This window comes from Curtobacterium sp. MCLR17_058 (assembly GCF_003234705.2).
GTDB classification, from domain to species: Bacteria; Actinomycetota; Actinomycetes; order Actinomycetales; family Microbacteriaceae; genus Curtobacterium; species Curtobacterium flaccumfaciens.
In genome coordinates this window covers 3,653,467-3,667,257 of the sequence record NZ_CP126262.1, presented here as the reverse complement: position 1 = coordinate 3,667,257, position 13,791 = coordinate 3,653,467, and the positions used below count along the sequence as shown (strand labels likewise).

Below are 13,791 nucleotides of genomic sequence, written 5' to 3'. Positions count from 1 at the left end.
GTCCACGCAGACCGGGGGCCGCGCGCCGGGGTAGCGTCGGTGCCGATGACTGAGATCCCGGAGACCATGCGCGCTGTCCGCTTCGACGAGTGGGGTGACCGATCGGTCCTGCACGTCGCCGAGGTGCCCGTTCCCGAGGTGACGCCCGGGCGGGTGCTCGTCCGCGTCCGCGCCGCGGGCATCAACCCCGGTGAGTCCGCCATCCGCCAGGGTGCGTTCGGTGGCGACCTGCCGTCCGGGCAGGGCACCGACTTCGCCGGCATCGTGGTGGCCGTCGGGGCCGAGGTGGACGGCGTCGACGAGGGCGAAGAGGTCATCGGCTGGTCGTGGGACCGCGCCAGCCAGGCCGAGTACGTGTCCGTGCCGGCCGTCCAGGTCGTCCAGAAGCCACGCCTGCTCGACTGGACCGTGGCGGGGGGCCTCGACGTCATCGCGACCACCGCAGCCGCAGCCGTCCGTGCGGTCGACCCGCGTCCGGGCGAGACCGTCGTGGTGTCCGGCGCCGCCGGCGGGGTCGGCGGCTTCGTCACCCAGCTGCTCGCGAACGAGGGCATCGACGTCATCGCCGTCGCCTCCGAGGCGAACCACGAGTGGCTCCGCTCCAAGCGTGCACGGCCGGTCGCGTACGGCGACGGGCTGCAGGAGCGCATCACCGAACTCGCGACGAACGGCATCGACGCCGTGATCGACACCCACGGCGCCGAGTACGTCCGGCTCGGCATCGCCCTCGGGGTGCCGGTCGACCGCATCGAGACGATCATCGCGTTCGACGAGGCCGCCGAGGTCGGGGCGAAGGCCTCGGGCAGCGCGGACACCGCCGACCCGGAGATCCTCGGCGCGCTCGCACTGGAGGTCGCGAACGGCGCCATCGAGGTGCCGATCGCCGCGACCTACCCGCTCGACCGCGTGCAGGACGCCTTCGAGGAGCTCGAGCAGGGCCACACCCGCGGCAAGATCGTCCTCATCCCCTGATCCCGGGGCCGCTCAGGGCCGGTCCGGGGGTTTCCCCCACCACGCTCGGGGTGCGTCCCGGATGCGCTCGACCGGCGGCGTTGCGTAGCGTCGTCGGTATGAGCACACTCTCCCGTCCCCGCAACGGTCGTCTGCTGGCCGGCGTCTGCGCCGGTCTCGCCGATCGCTTCAACCTGTCCCGCACCCTGGTCCGGGTGGTCTGGGTCATCCTGAGCTTCTTCCCCGGGCCGCTGTGGATCGCGTACGTCGTGCTGTGGTTCGTGATGCCGCCCGAGGGTGGTCGGCGGCGCTGAACACCGGTCCGTCCGGACGGGTTAGTGTGGCGGCGTGCCGGTCTCCGTCTTCGATCTGTTCAGCGTCGGTGTCGGCCCCTCGAGCTCGCACACCGTCGGCCCGATGCGGGCCGGTGCCGAGTTCGCCACCCTCGTCCGTGGCCTGCCCATCGCGTCCGTGGTGGTCGACCTGTACGGGTCCCTCGCGTCGACCGGGCAGGGTCACGGCACCCTCGGTGCCGTCGTCGCCGGGCTCATGGGGTCGCACCCGGAGACCGTCGACCCCGATGCCATGGTCCTCGCGCTCGACGCCGTGGAGCGCGACGCTGTCCTGCGGCTCGACGGCGGTGCGAGCGTGCCGTTCCGCCTCGCCGACATCGTCCTGCACCCCTTGACGATGCTGCCCCGGCACCCGAACGCCATGCGGCTGCGCGCCCGTGACGCCGCCGGTGCCGATCTGGCGGACGAGACCTACTACTCGATCGGTGGTGGGTTCATCGCAAGGGACGAGGCGGCGGAGCCCGCGGCCGACGCATCCGCTGCCGTCGCCGGTGCCGCGATCCCGGTCGACGACGCCGTGCCGTACCCGTTCTCGAGCGGCGCCGAGCTGCTCGCCGCGTGTGCCGGTTCCGGCCTGCCGATCAGCGGCGTCGCCCTGGCGAACGAGGCCGTCACCCGGACGGACGCCGAGATCCGGTCCGGACTGCTCGGCATCCACGGCGTGATGGAGTCGTGCGTCGACCGATCCGTCCGCCGGGGCGGGTGCCTGCCCGGGGGACTCGACGTCCGCCGTCGCGCCGCCACCTGGTACGAGCAGCTCACCCGCGAGGACCCCGACCACGACCCGCTGTTCGCGATGGAGTGGGTGAACCTCGTCGCCATGGCGGTCAACGAGGAGAACGCCACCGGAGGCCGCGTCGTCACCGCCCCGACGAACGGCGCAGCCGGCATCATCCCCGCGGTCCTGTACTACGCGCTCACCTACGTGCCCACGGTCGCCGACGCCCCCGCCGCCGAACGGGACGACGCCGTCGTGCGGTTCCTGCTCACCGCCGGGGCGATCGGGTCGATCTACAAGGAACGGGCGTCGATCTCCGGTGCCGAGGTCGGCTGTCAGGGCGAGGTCGGTTCGGCGGCGTCGATGGCGGCTGCAGGGCTCGCCGAGGTCCTCGGGGGCACGCCGGAGCAGGTCGAGAACGCCGCCGAGATCGCGATGGAGCACAACCTCGGGCTGACCTGCGACCCGATCGGCGGCCTGGTGCAGATCCCGTGCATCGAGCGGAACGCGATCGCGGCGAACAAGGCGATCAACGCCGCCCGGATGGCCCTGCGTGGCGACGGGGTGCACCACGTGTCGCTCGACCAGGTCGTCGAGACGATGCGGCAGACCGGGGCGGACATGTCGTCGAAGTACAAGGAGACCGCGATGGGCGGGCTCGCGGTGAACGTCCCGCTCTGCTGAGCGCCAGCTCGCGCCCGTTTGCGCCCGCTCGCGCGTCAGGCGTGCAGGAGCGTCAGCAGCCGTGCCGTCTCGGTGGCGATGGCGTCCCGGCCCGCCGACACGTACTTGCGCGGGTCGACGACGTCCGGCCGCTCGTCGAGCACGGTACGGAGCGCACGGGTGAACAGGCCGTTCAGGTGCGTCGAGATGTTGATCTTCGTCATCCCCGCGTGCACGGCGCCACGGAGTTCGTCGTCGGACAGGCCCGAGGACCCGTGCAGCACGAGCGGCACCGGCACCGCGGCACGGAGGCGCTCGACCAGGTCACGGTCCACCGACGCCTCGCGGGTCTGCATCGCGTGCGAGGTCCCCACCGCGACCGCCAGGGCATCGACCCCGGTGTCGGCGACGAACGCGGCGGCGTCGGTCGGATCGGTGCGGACGCCCGGGGCGTGCACGCCGTCCTTGCCGCCGACCTCGCCGAGCTCGGCCTCGATCGCGACGCCCGCGGCGTGACAACGGGCAGCGAGTTCGCGGGTCGCTGCCACGTTGGCGGCGAAGTCCAGGTGCGAACCGTCGTACATGACCGAGTCGACGCCCAGGTCGACGCCGGCCGCCACCAGCTCGGGGTCCTCGATGTGGTCGAGGTGCACGAGGACCTCGACGTCGGCGGCACGTGCGACCGCCTGGGTCGCGGTCGTGATCGGTGCGAGGCCGCCGTGGTACCGGACGCAGTTCTCGCTGATCTGCAGGATCACCGGCAGCCCGGCCAGCTCGGCGCCGGAGACGATCGCCTCGGCGTGCTCGAGCAGCACCACGTTGAACGCACCGACCCCGCGGCGTGCCGTGCGGGCGGTGTCGAGCAGGCCGGTGAGGGCGAGGTCGGTGATCATGCGGGGGTCCTCGTTCGGTCGTGGGCGGGAGCGGGCGGGGTAGACAGGAAGCGGTCGACGTCTGCGGAGTCGACCACGCCGGCCACCGGCTGGAGGACGGCGGCGGCCCCGTGTGCGGCGGCGGACCGCAGGGCTCGGAGCAGGGTGGCGTCGTCCGGGGCCGGGACGCTGCCGTCAGGCCCGGGGAGACCAGCACCGACGAGCACCTCGACCAGGACACCGACGAGCCCGGCGGTGGCTGCGTCCCCGGCGCCGGTCGGGTTGCCCGAGACCCCGGGGACCGCCGGCACCTCGAGCACGTGCTCGGCAGTGTGGGCGGCGATGCCGTCGGAGCCGCGAGAGACCACGACGACCGTCGCGCCGAGTCCGAGGAGCCGGAGTGCTCCAGATCGCTCGTCGTCGGTGCCGGTGGCCTCGAGCAGTTCCTCGCGGTTGGGCTTGCAGACCGTCGCGCCGGCCGACGCGGCAGCCAGCAGCGCGGTGCCCGAGCAGTCGACCACGGAGAGCACACCGCGGCGGCGGGCGGCGGTGACCCATCGGGCGACGACCGTGGGGTCGGTGTCGCGGGGCAGGGAGCCCGACACGACCAGGGCAGCGGCGGGCGAGGCATCGGCGGCACCGCGGGTGCCGCCGGCGACGCCGTCGTCGAGCAGTTGCTCGACCGCGCTGGTGACGGTGTCCCACTCGTCGGGGCTGAGCACGGGCCCGGGCTCGCCGAACATCGTCGGGTGCGCGAGGTCGTCCACCACCGTGACGGTCGTGCGGGTCTCGCCACGGACGGCGATGTCGGTGTGGGCGAGCCCGAGGTCGTCGAGGGCATGGGCGATCCAGTGCCCGCCGTCGCCGCCGAGGGGCAGCACGGCGTGGGTCGGGACACCGGTGGCGGCGAGGACCCGTCCGACGTTCAGGCCCTTGCCGCCGGGGCGCCGCTGGACCTCGAGCACGCGCTGGGTCTCGCCGATGCGCTGTTCGGCGACCCGGTAGGTCACGTCGACGGCCGGGTTCGGGGTGACGACGAGGATCACGCGACCACCGCCGTCGGCAGGGTTCGGACGCTGCCGCGCTCCGGGTCGAGCACGACCAGGTCGGCGGGGGCGCCCACGCTGAGCGGTGCCGGGGCCCCGAGCAGGCGTGCCGCACGCCCCGCGGACGCCGCGACGATCTCGGGCAGGTCGATCCCCGCGTCGAGCAGGCGGCGGACGGCGTCGGCGACCGTGATCGTGCTGCCCGCCAGCGACGAACCGTCGGCGAGCACGGCGAGCCCGTCGCGGACGGTCACCGCCGATCCGGCCACCGTGTACGCCCCGTCGGGCCAGCCCGTCGCCGCCATGGCGTCGGAGACCAGGACCATCCGGCCCGGAGCGCTGCGCTGGACGATGTCGACGGCGACCGGGTCGAGGTGGTGGCCGTCGACGATGCACTCGAGCAGCACCCGGTCGTCGGAGAGCGCGACCCCGACCGGCCCGGGTGCGCGGTGGTGCAGCGGGGGCATCCCGTTGAACAGGTGGGTGACGAGCGAGGCTCCGGCGTCGACCGCGCGGCGGGTCTGCTCGGCGGTGGCGTCGGTGTGCCCGATGGCGACGACGACCCCGGCTTCGATGAAGCGGGCGACGGCGTCGAGTGCACCCGGGAGCTCCGGCGCGAGCGTGACGATCCGCAGGGCGCCACCGGCGGCGTCGCAGTAGGCGTCGACCTCAGTGGGGTCCGGGGCGTGAAGCAGGTCCACGCGGTGCGCCCCGCGACGGGCGGGCGCGAGCCACGGCCCCTCCAGGTGCAGCCCGGCGAGCGTGCCGTCCGCGACGAGCGGCCGGAGCCGGGTGAGGGCCGCCACGGTGTCCGCGCGCTCGCCCGTGGCGATGGACCCGACCAGGGTGGTCGTGCCCCGTGACCGGTGGTGCCCAGCGGCGGCACGGGCGTCCTCGGCGGAGCACCCGGCGAAGTCGTGCCCGAGCGCCCCGTGGGCGTGCAGGTCGACGAACCCGGGCACGACCACACCGTCGACGGTGACGGCGGTGTCCGTGCGCATCGGGGACCCGGTACCGGTTGCCAGCACGGTGTCGTCGTCACCGATGACGAGCCAGCCGTCGTGCAGGTCTGCCTGGGCCGTGACGATGCGATGGGCCCGGACGAGTGTGGTCACAGCAGGACCCCGGTCTCGGCCTCGAGCAGCGTGCGTGCGAGGAGCCCCGCTCCGATGGCGCCGGCTGCGTCGCCGTGCCGCGCGGGCACGATGACGGGGACACGGACGCCCTGCAGACGCTCCGTGACGGCGTCGCGCAGCGGGTCGAGCAGCAGCGGGCCCGACTCGGCGAGTCCCCCGCCGACGATGATGGTGTGGGCCCCGGCAACCGCGGTGGTCCAGGCGAGTGCGTCGGCCAGGACCGCGACGCAGTCGTCCCAGACTGCACGGGCTGCGGGGTCGCCCTGGCGGACCAGGAGCATGGCGGCGTGAGCGGACGGCGCGCCGGAACGACGTGCGACTCCCCCGGCGGACGCGATCTCCTCGACGCGGTGGCCCGCGTGCGGACCGGCCTGGATGCGGACCTGCCCGATCTCCCCCGCCCAGCCACCGCCGGACACGACGACGCCGTCGACCACCAGGGCGCTCGCGAGCCCGGTGCCGACCGGCACGAACGAGACCGACCCCCGCGAGAGCGCCGGGTCACCGGCCCGGACCTCGGCCAGGGCGCCGGCGCGGACGTCGTGGCCGAAGGCGAGCGGCACGTCGATCCCCTGCCGCAGGAGTTCGGCACGGACGAGGTCACGCACCGGGACGTCACGCCACCCGAGGTTGACGGACAGGTCCACGGTGCCGCGGGTCTCGTCGACGACGCCCGGGGTCACCAGCCCGATGGCTCCGAGCTGCGCCCGTCGCGTGGCCTGTGCGGCCAGTTCGGCGACGACGGCGGCGAGGCGCTCGGCGCCCGGGTCGTCGCGCGGCGTCGGTACCCGGGTCTCGTCGAGGACGAGTCCGTCGGCGGTCGTCAGCCGGGTCTTGATGCCCGTGCCGCCGACGTCGACCCCGAGCACCGCGCCTGCGCCACCCATCAGGTGAGGATGACCGACCGGGTGAGCGACCGGGGGTTGTCCGGGTCGAGCCCACGTCCCTCGGCCAGGGCGACGGCGAACCGGTGCACCACGACGAGTCCGGCGATCGGGTCGAGGTCGTGCTGGACGAAGCGGGCACCGGTGGCGGCGACCTCGTCGGCCAGGCCCTCGGGTGCCGTGCCGAGCGACCAGACGAGCCGGCCGGGCTGGGCGATCGCGATGGGACCGTGCCGGTAGTCCATCGCCGGGTAGGACTCGGCCCAGAACTGCGCGGCCTCACGCGTCTTGAGCGCGGCTTCGAACGTCAGGCCGACTGCGGCCCCACGACCGACGAACGAGACCTGCTCGGCGTCGAGCAGGTCGTCGATCGGCACCGTCAGCGCGGTCTCGGCCTGGGCTGCGAGCGCGTCGACGTCGTCACCGATGGACGCCCGCAGCAGTGCGAGCGTCGTGGTGGCGAAGCGGGTCTGGACGACCGAGCGCTCGTCGGCGAAGGGCAGGGCGACCACCTGGTCGGCGACGGCCGCGGCAGGGCTGTCGGCGACGGCCGTGATCAGGACGGTCCGCTGCGACGGCAGGGCCTGCAGCAGGTCGACGATCTCGGTCGTCGTGCCCGAGCGGCTGATCATGAGCACGCGGTCGTACTCGCGGGACGCGGGGTACTCGGATCCGGCGAAGGCATCGGTCACACCGAGGCCCGCCTGCTCACGGGCGACGGCGTAGCTCATGGCGATGAACCAGCTCGTGCCGCAGCCGATCACGGCCACGCGTTCGCCCGGCTGGGGGAGCGCGTCGGCGAAGGTCGGCAGGAGCGCGGCGGCTGCACGCCAGGTCTCCGGTTGCGAGGCCAGTTCAGCGCTCACGAAGGTGTCGGTCATGGGAGCCTTCCGGGTCCGGATCGATCCGGGTGATCGATGATCAGGAAGCGTAGCGATCGATCGTGCGCAAGGGAAGGGGAAAACGTCATTTCCGATCACCGGGCGACGGTGGCGACGCCGTAGGATGACCGTCATGACCCCCCAACAGCGGCTGAACGCCCTGCTCGAACTGGTGAGCGAACGCGGCAACGTGTCGATCGCCGAGATCGGGGAGCTGCTCGGGATCTCCGCCGCGACGGCCCGCCGTGACCTCGCGACCCTCGCCGACCAGCGGCTCGTCACGCGCACCCACGGGGGCGCGGCAGCACTCGGGGCCGGGTACGAGCTCCCGCTGCAGTACAAGATCGCCCGGCAGGCCGAGGCCAAGACGGCGATCGCCCGCGCGGCCGCCCGGTTGGTGCAGCCGGGGGAGACCGTCGGCCTCAACGGCGGGACGACCACGACCGAGGTCGCGCGTGAACTCGGCAAGAGCGAGCGGTTCATCCGCGCCGACGGCGAGTTCGGCATCACGATCGTGACGAACGCCCTGAACGTCGGGTACGAGCTGTCCGTCCGCGCCAACGTGAAGATCGTGGTCACCGGTGGTGTGGCGCGGCGGCAGTCCTACGAGCTCGTCGGGCCGCTCGTCCGGGACACCCTCGACGAGTTCGCCCTCGACCTCGTGGTGCTCGGCGTCGACGGCCTCACCGGCCAGTACGGCGCGACGACCATGCACGAGGGCGAGGCCGAGGTCAGCCGCCACTTCGCCTCGGTCGGACGACGGGTCGTCGTGGTCGCCGACTCGACCAAGATCGAACGCTCGACCTTCGCCCGGATCTGCCCGCTCGACCGCATCGACGTCCTGGTCACCGACCAGCCGGTGCCGGCCTCGTTCGCTGCTGACCTCGCCAGCGCCGGCGTGGAGCTCGTCGTCGCCGACTGAGCGCCCTCTGCGGCCACCCCGGAGCGGTCCGGACGTTTCGATCGTGTAAAACCCTCTCCGGCACGGATGCGTGAGCGATCCGTGAGCGCCTATTGTGCATTCATGATCGATTCGGCATCATGGGCGTCACATTCACGCAAGGGAGCGATGAGCATGGGCGCTGACAACGCAGGACTCCGCGTCGCGGTGATCGGGATGGGCCAGCGGTCCGCCATCGCCCGCCACGTGGCCGAGGCGACCGCGGACGACCCGTCGCTGCAGGCCCGGGTCGTGGCCGTCGCGGACGTGACCGCGGCCGGCCGGCACCGCGGGCACGACGAGTACCCGGACGCCCTGGTGGTGGAACACCACCGTGACCTCACCGGTCACGTCGACGCGGCCATCGTCACCACGCCGGACTGGACCCACGCCGAGATCGCGATCGACCTCCTCCGCGCGGGCATCGCCGTCTACCTCGAGAAGCCGCTGGCCATCACGGTCGAGGACGCCGACGCCGTCCTGAACACCGCGGCGGAGACCGGGACGTCGCTGTACGTCGGGCACAACTTCCGGCACGCCGCCGTCGTCCGCCTGATGCGCGAGATCGTCGACCGCGGCGAGATCGGTCAGGTCAAGGCCGTCTGGTGCCGGCACTTCGTCGGCAACGGCGGTGACTACTACTTCAAGGACTGGCACGCCGACCGCAGCAAGGTGAACTCCCTGCTCCTGCAGAAGGCGAGCCACGACCTCGACGTCATCCACGCGCTCGGCGGGGGCGACACCGCCCGGGTCGTCGGGATGGGCTCGCTGTCGGTCTACGGCGACGTCACCGACCGGCGCGACCGCAGCGGCGAGCTCATGGGGGACTGGTTCTCCCACGACAACTGGCCGCCGCTCGCCCAGACCGGGCTGAACCCCGTCGTCGACGTCGAGGACGTCTCGATGGTGATGATGACGCTCGACAACGGGGTGCAGGCCAGCTACGAGCAGTGCCACTTCACCCCGGACTACTGGCGGAACTACACCGTCATCGGCACCGAGGGACGCCTCGAGAACATCGGCGACACCGGTGGTGGCGTCGTGAAGGTCTGGACGCACCGCCGGGGCTGGGACACCGCGGGGGACCGCGAGTACCCGATCGACGGCGTCGAGGACGGGCACGCCGACGCCGACCTGCTCACCATGACCGAGTTCCTGCGGTCCGTCGCGTTCGGCGAACCGTCGGAGCTGTCCCCGATCGCGGCCCGTGCCGCGGTCGCCTCGGGCGCGCTGGCCACGCGCTCGCTCCGCAACGGGTCCGTCCCCATCGACGTCCCGCCCCTGCCGGCCGAGACCATCGCGCACTTCACGTCGAACGCCCCGCACTCCACCCCCTCCACCCCGCATCCCGCCCAGACCGTCGGCTCCTGACGGCCGTGCGAAAGGACACCCCGATGACCGCACACATCCCCACCCGAGGAACCGGCGTGCGCCGCGTCCTCCTCGGCGCCGTCGCCGCACTCGGCGCGGCAGCGCTCCTGGCCGGCTGCTCCTCGTCGTCCGGAGCGTCCGGCTCCGGCGGCGACTACGAGGCCGCGCCGAAGGACACCAAGGCGTCCCTGACCTACGCCGTCTGGGACGAGAACCAGGTCAAGGCCATCAAGGCCAACCTGAAGGGCTTCAACGAGGAGTACCCGGACATCAAGGTGAGCGTCGACGTCACGCCGTTCGCCAACTACTGGACGAAGCTGCAGACCCAGGGCTCGAGCAACACCCTGCCCGACCTGTTCTGGATGAACGGCCCGAACTTCCAGCTGTACGCGGCCAACGGCAAGCTCGCGCCGATCACCGGCGAGGTCGAGTCGGGTGACATCGACGCGTCGAAGTACTCGAGCGCACTCAACGACCTGTACACGTACGACGACACCCAGTACGGCGTGCCGAAGGACTTCGACACCATCGGCGTCTGGGTCAACAAGTCGCTGTTCGAGCAGGCCGGCATGGACCTGCCGTCCAAGGACTGGACGTGGGACGACTTCCAGCAGACCGGCGCCGAGCTGTCCGAGAAGCTGAAGGCGAAGGGCGCCTACGGGGCAGCCGGCGGCATGGACGGCCAGACGACGTACTACAACACGATCCTGCAGGCCGGGGGATCCGTCGTGAACGCGGACGGCACCGAGTCCGAGTACGCCACGAAGGCCTCCGAGGACGGCCTGCAGTTCTGGACCGACCTGATCGACTCGGGGGCATCGCCCTCGATCAAGCAGCTCACCGACACCACGGCCGACCAGTGGTTCACCTCGGGCAAGCTCGCGATGTACCAGGGTGGCAGCTGGTTCCGCTCCGCGCTGACCGGCACCGAGCTCGAGAAGGACGTCGTCGCCTACCCGCTGCCCAAGGGCAAGGAGCAGGCGACCGTCATCCACGGGGTCTCGAACGTCGTGTCCGAGGCGAGCAAGGACAAGGCAGCCGCCCAGGCGCTGCAGGTCTACCTCGCTGGCAAGACGGCCCAGCAGCAGCAGGGCGACATGGGCGCGGTCATCCCGGCGTACGAGGGCACGCAGAGCGCCTTCACGAAGACGATGCCCGACGCCGACCTGCAGGTGTTCCTCGACGCGGTGGACTACGCGAAGCCGCTGCCGGTGTCGAAGAACACCGCCGCCTGGAACACCCTCGAGACCACCCTGCTGCCGAGCGCCTTCGACGGGTCGAAGCCCGTCGACCAGGTGGCAGAGGACCTCGCACAGAAGATGGACGCCGCCCTCGCCAAGGAAAAGTAGGACCCGCGCGTGACGATCAACACCGAGCGGCCCCCGGCCGCAGCCACCCCCGCCCGGACGACACGTTCGTCCGGGCGGGGCGCCCCCGCGCCGCGCACCGACGGCGGCCGAGCGCCACGACGGACCGACGGCTGGTGGCCGTGGCTCTTCGTGCTCCCGTTGCTCGTCGGCGTCGGCACCTTCTACATCTGGCCGATCATCCAGACGTTCTGGTACTCGTTCACCAGCTGGGGCGTCTTCGGCGGTGCCACGTTCACCGGCGTCGCCAACTACGTCCGACTCGTCGGTGACCCGCAGCTCTACCAGTCGCTGCTCAACACGGTGATCTACACCGTGATCGTTCTCGCCGGGATCCCGATCGCGGTGTGGCTCGCCAGTCTGCTGAACACGCCGGGGCTGCGGTTCGCCCAGTTCTACCGGGTGCTCTTCTTCCTGCCGTACGTCGCCATGCCCGCGGCGATCGCCCTGGTCTGGCGCATCATGTACAACGGCGACTACGGCATCGTGAACTGGTTCCTCGGGAACTTCGGCATCGACGGCCCGTACTGGATCTCGACCCCCGGCTTCGCGCTGATCGCGGTGAGCCTGGTCGGCCTCTGGTCGTCCCTCGGGTTCTCGATGATCATCCTCGGCGCCGGGCTCAAGGACATCCCGCCGGAGCTCTACGAGGCCGCGGAGCTCGACGGCGCGAGCCGGTGGCGGCAGTTCCGGTCGGTGACCGTGCCGTTGCTCAGCCCGAGCATCTTCTTCGTGGTGATCGTCACGACGATCTCGAGCTTCCAGCTGTTCGACCTGCTGTACGCGATCCTCGGCAGCACCAACCCGGTGATCCCGAAGACGATGTCGCTCGTCTTCTACTTCTACAGCGCCGGGTTCATCGACAACGACAAGGGCTTCGCGGCCGCGATCGCGATGGTGATCTTCCTGCTCATCGGCATCGTCACGCTCGTGCAGTTCCGCGTCCAACGGAAGTGGGTGCAGGGATGACCGCCACCGTCACACCGCCTCGGGCCGCACGCCGACCCGGCCGTCGCGGCGGCAGCCACTGGTGGATCCACGTCGTGCTCGGCATCGGCGGGTTCGCGATGGCCTTCCCGTTCCTGTGGCAGATCATCATGTCGCTCTCCACGAACGCGCAGGTGCAGTCCGTCACGCCGGTCTTCTGGCCGGGGGAGCTGCAGTGGCAGAACTACGCGCAGGTCTTCGAACGCCTGCCGTTCCTCAGCCAGCTCGGCACGTCCGTGTACGTCACGATCATCCGCACGCTCGCGCAGATCGTCCTGTGCACGCTCGCCGGGTACGCCTTCGCCCGGATGCGGTTCCGCGGCCGGGCGGCACTGCTCGCGATCGTGCTGTCGATCCTGCTCGTGCCCTCGCAGGTCTACCTGATCTCGCAGTACCAGATCGTGCAGGGGCTCGGCTGGCTCGACACCCTGATGGGGATCGTCGCACCCGGGCTGTTCAGCGCCTTCGGCACGTTCCTGATGCGGACCGCGTTCCTGAACATGCCGCCCGAGCTCGAAGAGGCAGCGCGGATGGACGGCGCGAACCCGTTCCAGACGTTCTGGCGGATCATGCTGCCCCTGGCCCGTCCCTCGATCAGCGTGCTCGCGATCACGACCGTGCTGTGGTCGTGGAACGAGCTGCTCTGGCCGCTCGTGGTCTCCACCCGCGCCGAGGACATGCCGCTCGCAGCCGGCCTCGCGACGCTGTCGAGTGACCGCACGATCGACTACCCGGTGCTGATGGCCGCCAGCCTGATGGCGATGGCGCCGGTGCTCATCATGTTCGTCGTGCTGCAGCGTCGGGTGATGGACGGGCTCGCGTCGTCCGGTCTGAAGTGACCACCGCGACCCCCGGCCTGGAGGCCCGCCCCGCGTCCGTCGCGGTCCTCGCCGCCGCCGTGGGGTCACCGGACGACTCCGCGACGGTGGCGGCTGCACTGGTCGCCACCGTCGCCGACGCCGGGCCCGCGGAGCGGGACGCGCTGCTGGTGGCGGCGCTCCGCGCCGCGGTGCCGGACAGCGCCGACGCGCTCGCGGAGCGGAGCCTCCCGCGCGCGCTCGCCGAGGCCTCCGTCGCCGACGTCGAGCGCAAGCTCGCGCGCTACGGGCTGCACGGCACCGGGGTGGAGTGGCTCGTCGCCGTGGTGACCGGGCGTGTGGTGGCCGTGGGGCGCCTCCAGTTCGAACTCGGTGACCACCTGGCGGACGGCACGCCGGCCTGGGGTGTGCACGTGCCGGAGACCGGGCCGCTCGACCCGGTGGCCTGCGACCGCTCGTTCGCCCGCGCACCCGAGGTCCTGCGCGGCCTCGCACCGCAGCTCGCTGCCGATCGGTGGCAGTGCCGCTCCTGGATGCTCGATCCGGGGTTGCCCGCCGCGCTCGGCCCCGATGCCAACCTCGTGCGCTTCGCCCGGCGCTTCCGTCTCGTCCCGCCGGGGGAGCGCGACGCGACCGAGGGGGACGCCAGCGTCGCGAAGTTCGTCTTCGGGGTGCCGCTGGCGACCGCGCGGTCCGCGGCGCCGTCCGGTCGGTTGCGCGCGGCCGTGCTCGACCGGTGGGCGAGGGGTGGGCACTGGACCGAGCAGACCGGCACGGCACCGGTCGCGTGACCGCCCGCAGCCG

At 72.0% G+C, this 13,791-nt stretch carries 14 protein-coding genes; 9 read left to right on the top strand and 5 right to left on the bottom strand.

All coding sequences use genetic code 11. The features are described 5' to 3' along the window. Positions 1-45: 45 nt before the first annotated feature. The 3 genes from DEJ11_RS17410 to DEJ11_RS17400 all read left to right on the top strand — a co-directional run bounded on the left by DEJ11_RS17410 (position 46) and on the right by DEJ11_RS17400 (position 2,706). The gene (locus DEJ11_RS17410; protein WP_071406237.1) at positions 46-972 is read left to right on the top strand and encodes an NADP-dependent oxidoreductase; all 927 of its coding nucleotides are present in this window, start codon (positions 46-48) and stop codon (positions 970-972) included. Positions 973-1,070: 98 nt separating this feature from the next. After that, a complete protein-coding gene (locus DEJ11_RS17405) occupies positions 1,071-1,265 on the top strand; it encodes a PspC domain-containing protein (RefSeq protein WP_027466823.1) in 195 nt (64 codons plus the stop codon). A gap of 34 nt (positions 1,266-1,299) precedes the next feature. Next, positions 1,300-2,706, top strand: a complete 1,407-nt coding sequence (locus tag DEJ11_RS17400) for an L-serine ammonia-lyase (RefSeq protein WP_111102667.1) — start codon at positions 1,300-1,302, stop codon at positions 2,704-2,706. Between the two features lie 35 nt (positions 2,707-2,741). On the opposite strand, the gene DEJ11_RS17395 is transcribed toward DEJ11_RS17400, so the two are convergent. Genes DEJ11_RS17395 through DEJ11_RS17375 form a run of 5 tightly spaced genes read right to left on the bottom strand, consistent with a single transcriptional unit; the run spans position 2,742 to position 7,504 of the window. Continuing rightward, positions 2,742-3,578, bottom strand: coding sequence for a class II fructose-bisphosphate aldolase (locus DEJ11_RS17395; RefSeq protein ID WP_111056516.1), 837 nt, complete (start codon positions 3,576-3,578; stop codon positions 2,742-2,744). Next, positions 3,575-4,603, bottom strand: a complete 1,029-nt coding sequence (locus tag DEJ11_RS17390) for a 1-phosphofructokinase family hexose kinase (RefSeq protein WP_284176637.1) — start codon at positions 4,601-4,603, stop codon at positions 3,575-3,577. Before DEJ11_RS17390 ends, DEJ11_RS17395 begins: the two co-directional genes overlap by 4 nt. Further along, positions 4,600-5,718, bottom strand: a complete 1,119-nt coding sequence (gene nagA / locus DEJ11_RS17385; protein ID WP_111104891.1) for an N-acetylglucosamine-6-phosphate deacetylase — start codon at positions 5,716-5,718, stop codon at positions 4,600-4,602. Before nagA ends, DEJ11_RS17390 begins: the two co-directional genes overlap by 4 nt. After that, a complete protein-coding gene (locus DEJ11_RS17380) occupies positions 5,715-6,626 on the bottom strand; it encodes an ROK family protein (protein ID WP_111104888.1) in 912 nt (303 codons plus the stop codon). Before DEJ11_RS17380 ends, nagA begins: the two co-directional genes overlap by 4 nt. After that, positions 6,626-7,504 carry an SIS domain-containing protein gene (locus DEJ11_RS17375; RefSeq protein ID WP_071406232.1) on the bottom strand — a complete coding sequence of 293 codons (879 nt, stop codon included), beginning with the start codon at positions 7,502-7,504 and terminating at the stop codon, positions 6,626-6,628. Before DEJ11_RS17375 ends, DEJ11_RS17380 begins: the two co-directional genes overlap by 1 nt. Before the next feature lie 133 nt (positions 7,505-7,637). On the opposite strand from DEJ11_RS17375, the gene DEJ11_RS17370 reads away from it, so the two are divergent. The 6 genes from DEJ11_RS17370 to DEJ11_RS17345 all read left to right on the top strand — a co-directional run bounded on the left by DEJ11_RS17370 (position 7,638) and on the right by DEJ11_RS17345 (position 13,778). Next, complete coding sequence (locus DEJ11_RS17370) at positions 7,638-8,426, top strand: DeoR/GlpR family DNA-binding transcription regulator (protein ID WP_027466817.1); 789 nt, start codon at positions 7,638-7,640, stop codon at positions 8,424-8,426. Between the two features lie 147 nt (positions 8,427-8,573). Further along, the gene (locus tag DEJ11_RS17365; protein WP_111104885.1) at positions 8,574-9,815 is read left to right on the top strand and encodes a Gfo/Idh/MocA family protein; all 1,242 of its coding nucleotides are present in this window, start codon (positions 8,574-8,576) and stop codon (positions 9,813-9,815) included. A gap of 23 nt (positions 9,816-9,838) precedes the next feature. Continuing rightward, complete coding sequence (locus DEJ11_RS17360; protein ID WP_111104882.1) at positions 9,839-11,164, top strand: ABC transporter substrate-binding protein; 1,326 nt, start codon at positions 9,839-9,841, stop codon at positions 11,162-11,164. A gap of 9 nt (positions 11,165-11,173) precedes the next feature. After that, on the top strand, positions 11,174-12,151 hold the full coding sequence (locus DEJ11_RS17355; protein ID WP_111104880.1) for a carbohydrate ABC transporter permease: 978 nt from the start codon (positions 11,174-11,176) through the stop codon (positions 12,149-12,151). After that, a complete protein-coding gene (locus DEJ11_RS17350; protein ID WP_246566096.1) occupies positions 12,148-13,008 on the top strand; it encodes a carbohydrate ABC transporter permease in 861 nt (286 codons plus the stop codon). Before DEJ11_RS17355 ends, DEJ11_RS17350 begins: the two co-directional genes overlap by 4 nt. Further along, positions 13,005-13,778 carry a hypothetical protein gene (locus DEJ11_RS17345; RefSeq protein ID WP_111104877.1) on the top strand — a complete coding sequence of 258 codons (774 nt, stop codon included), beginning with the start codon at positions 13,005-13,007 and terminating at the stop codon, positions 13,776-13,778. Before DEJ11_RS17350 ends, DEJ11_RS17345 begins: the two co-directional genes overlap by 4 nt. Positions 13,779-13,791 lie beyond the last annotated feature (13 nt).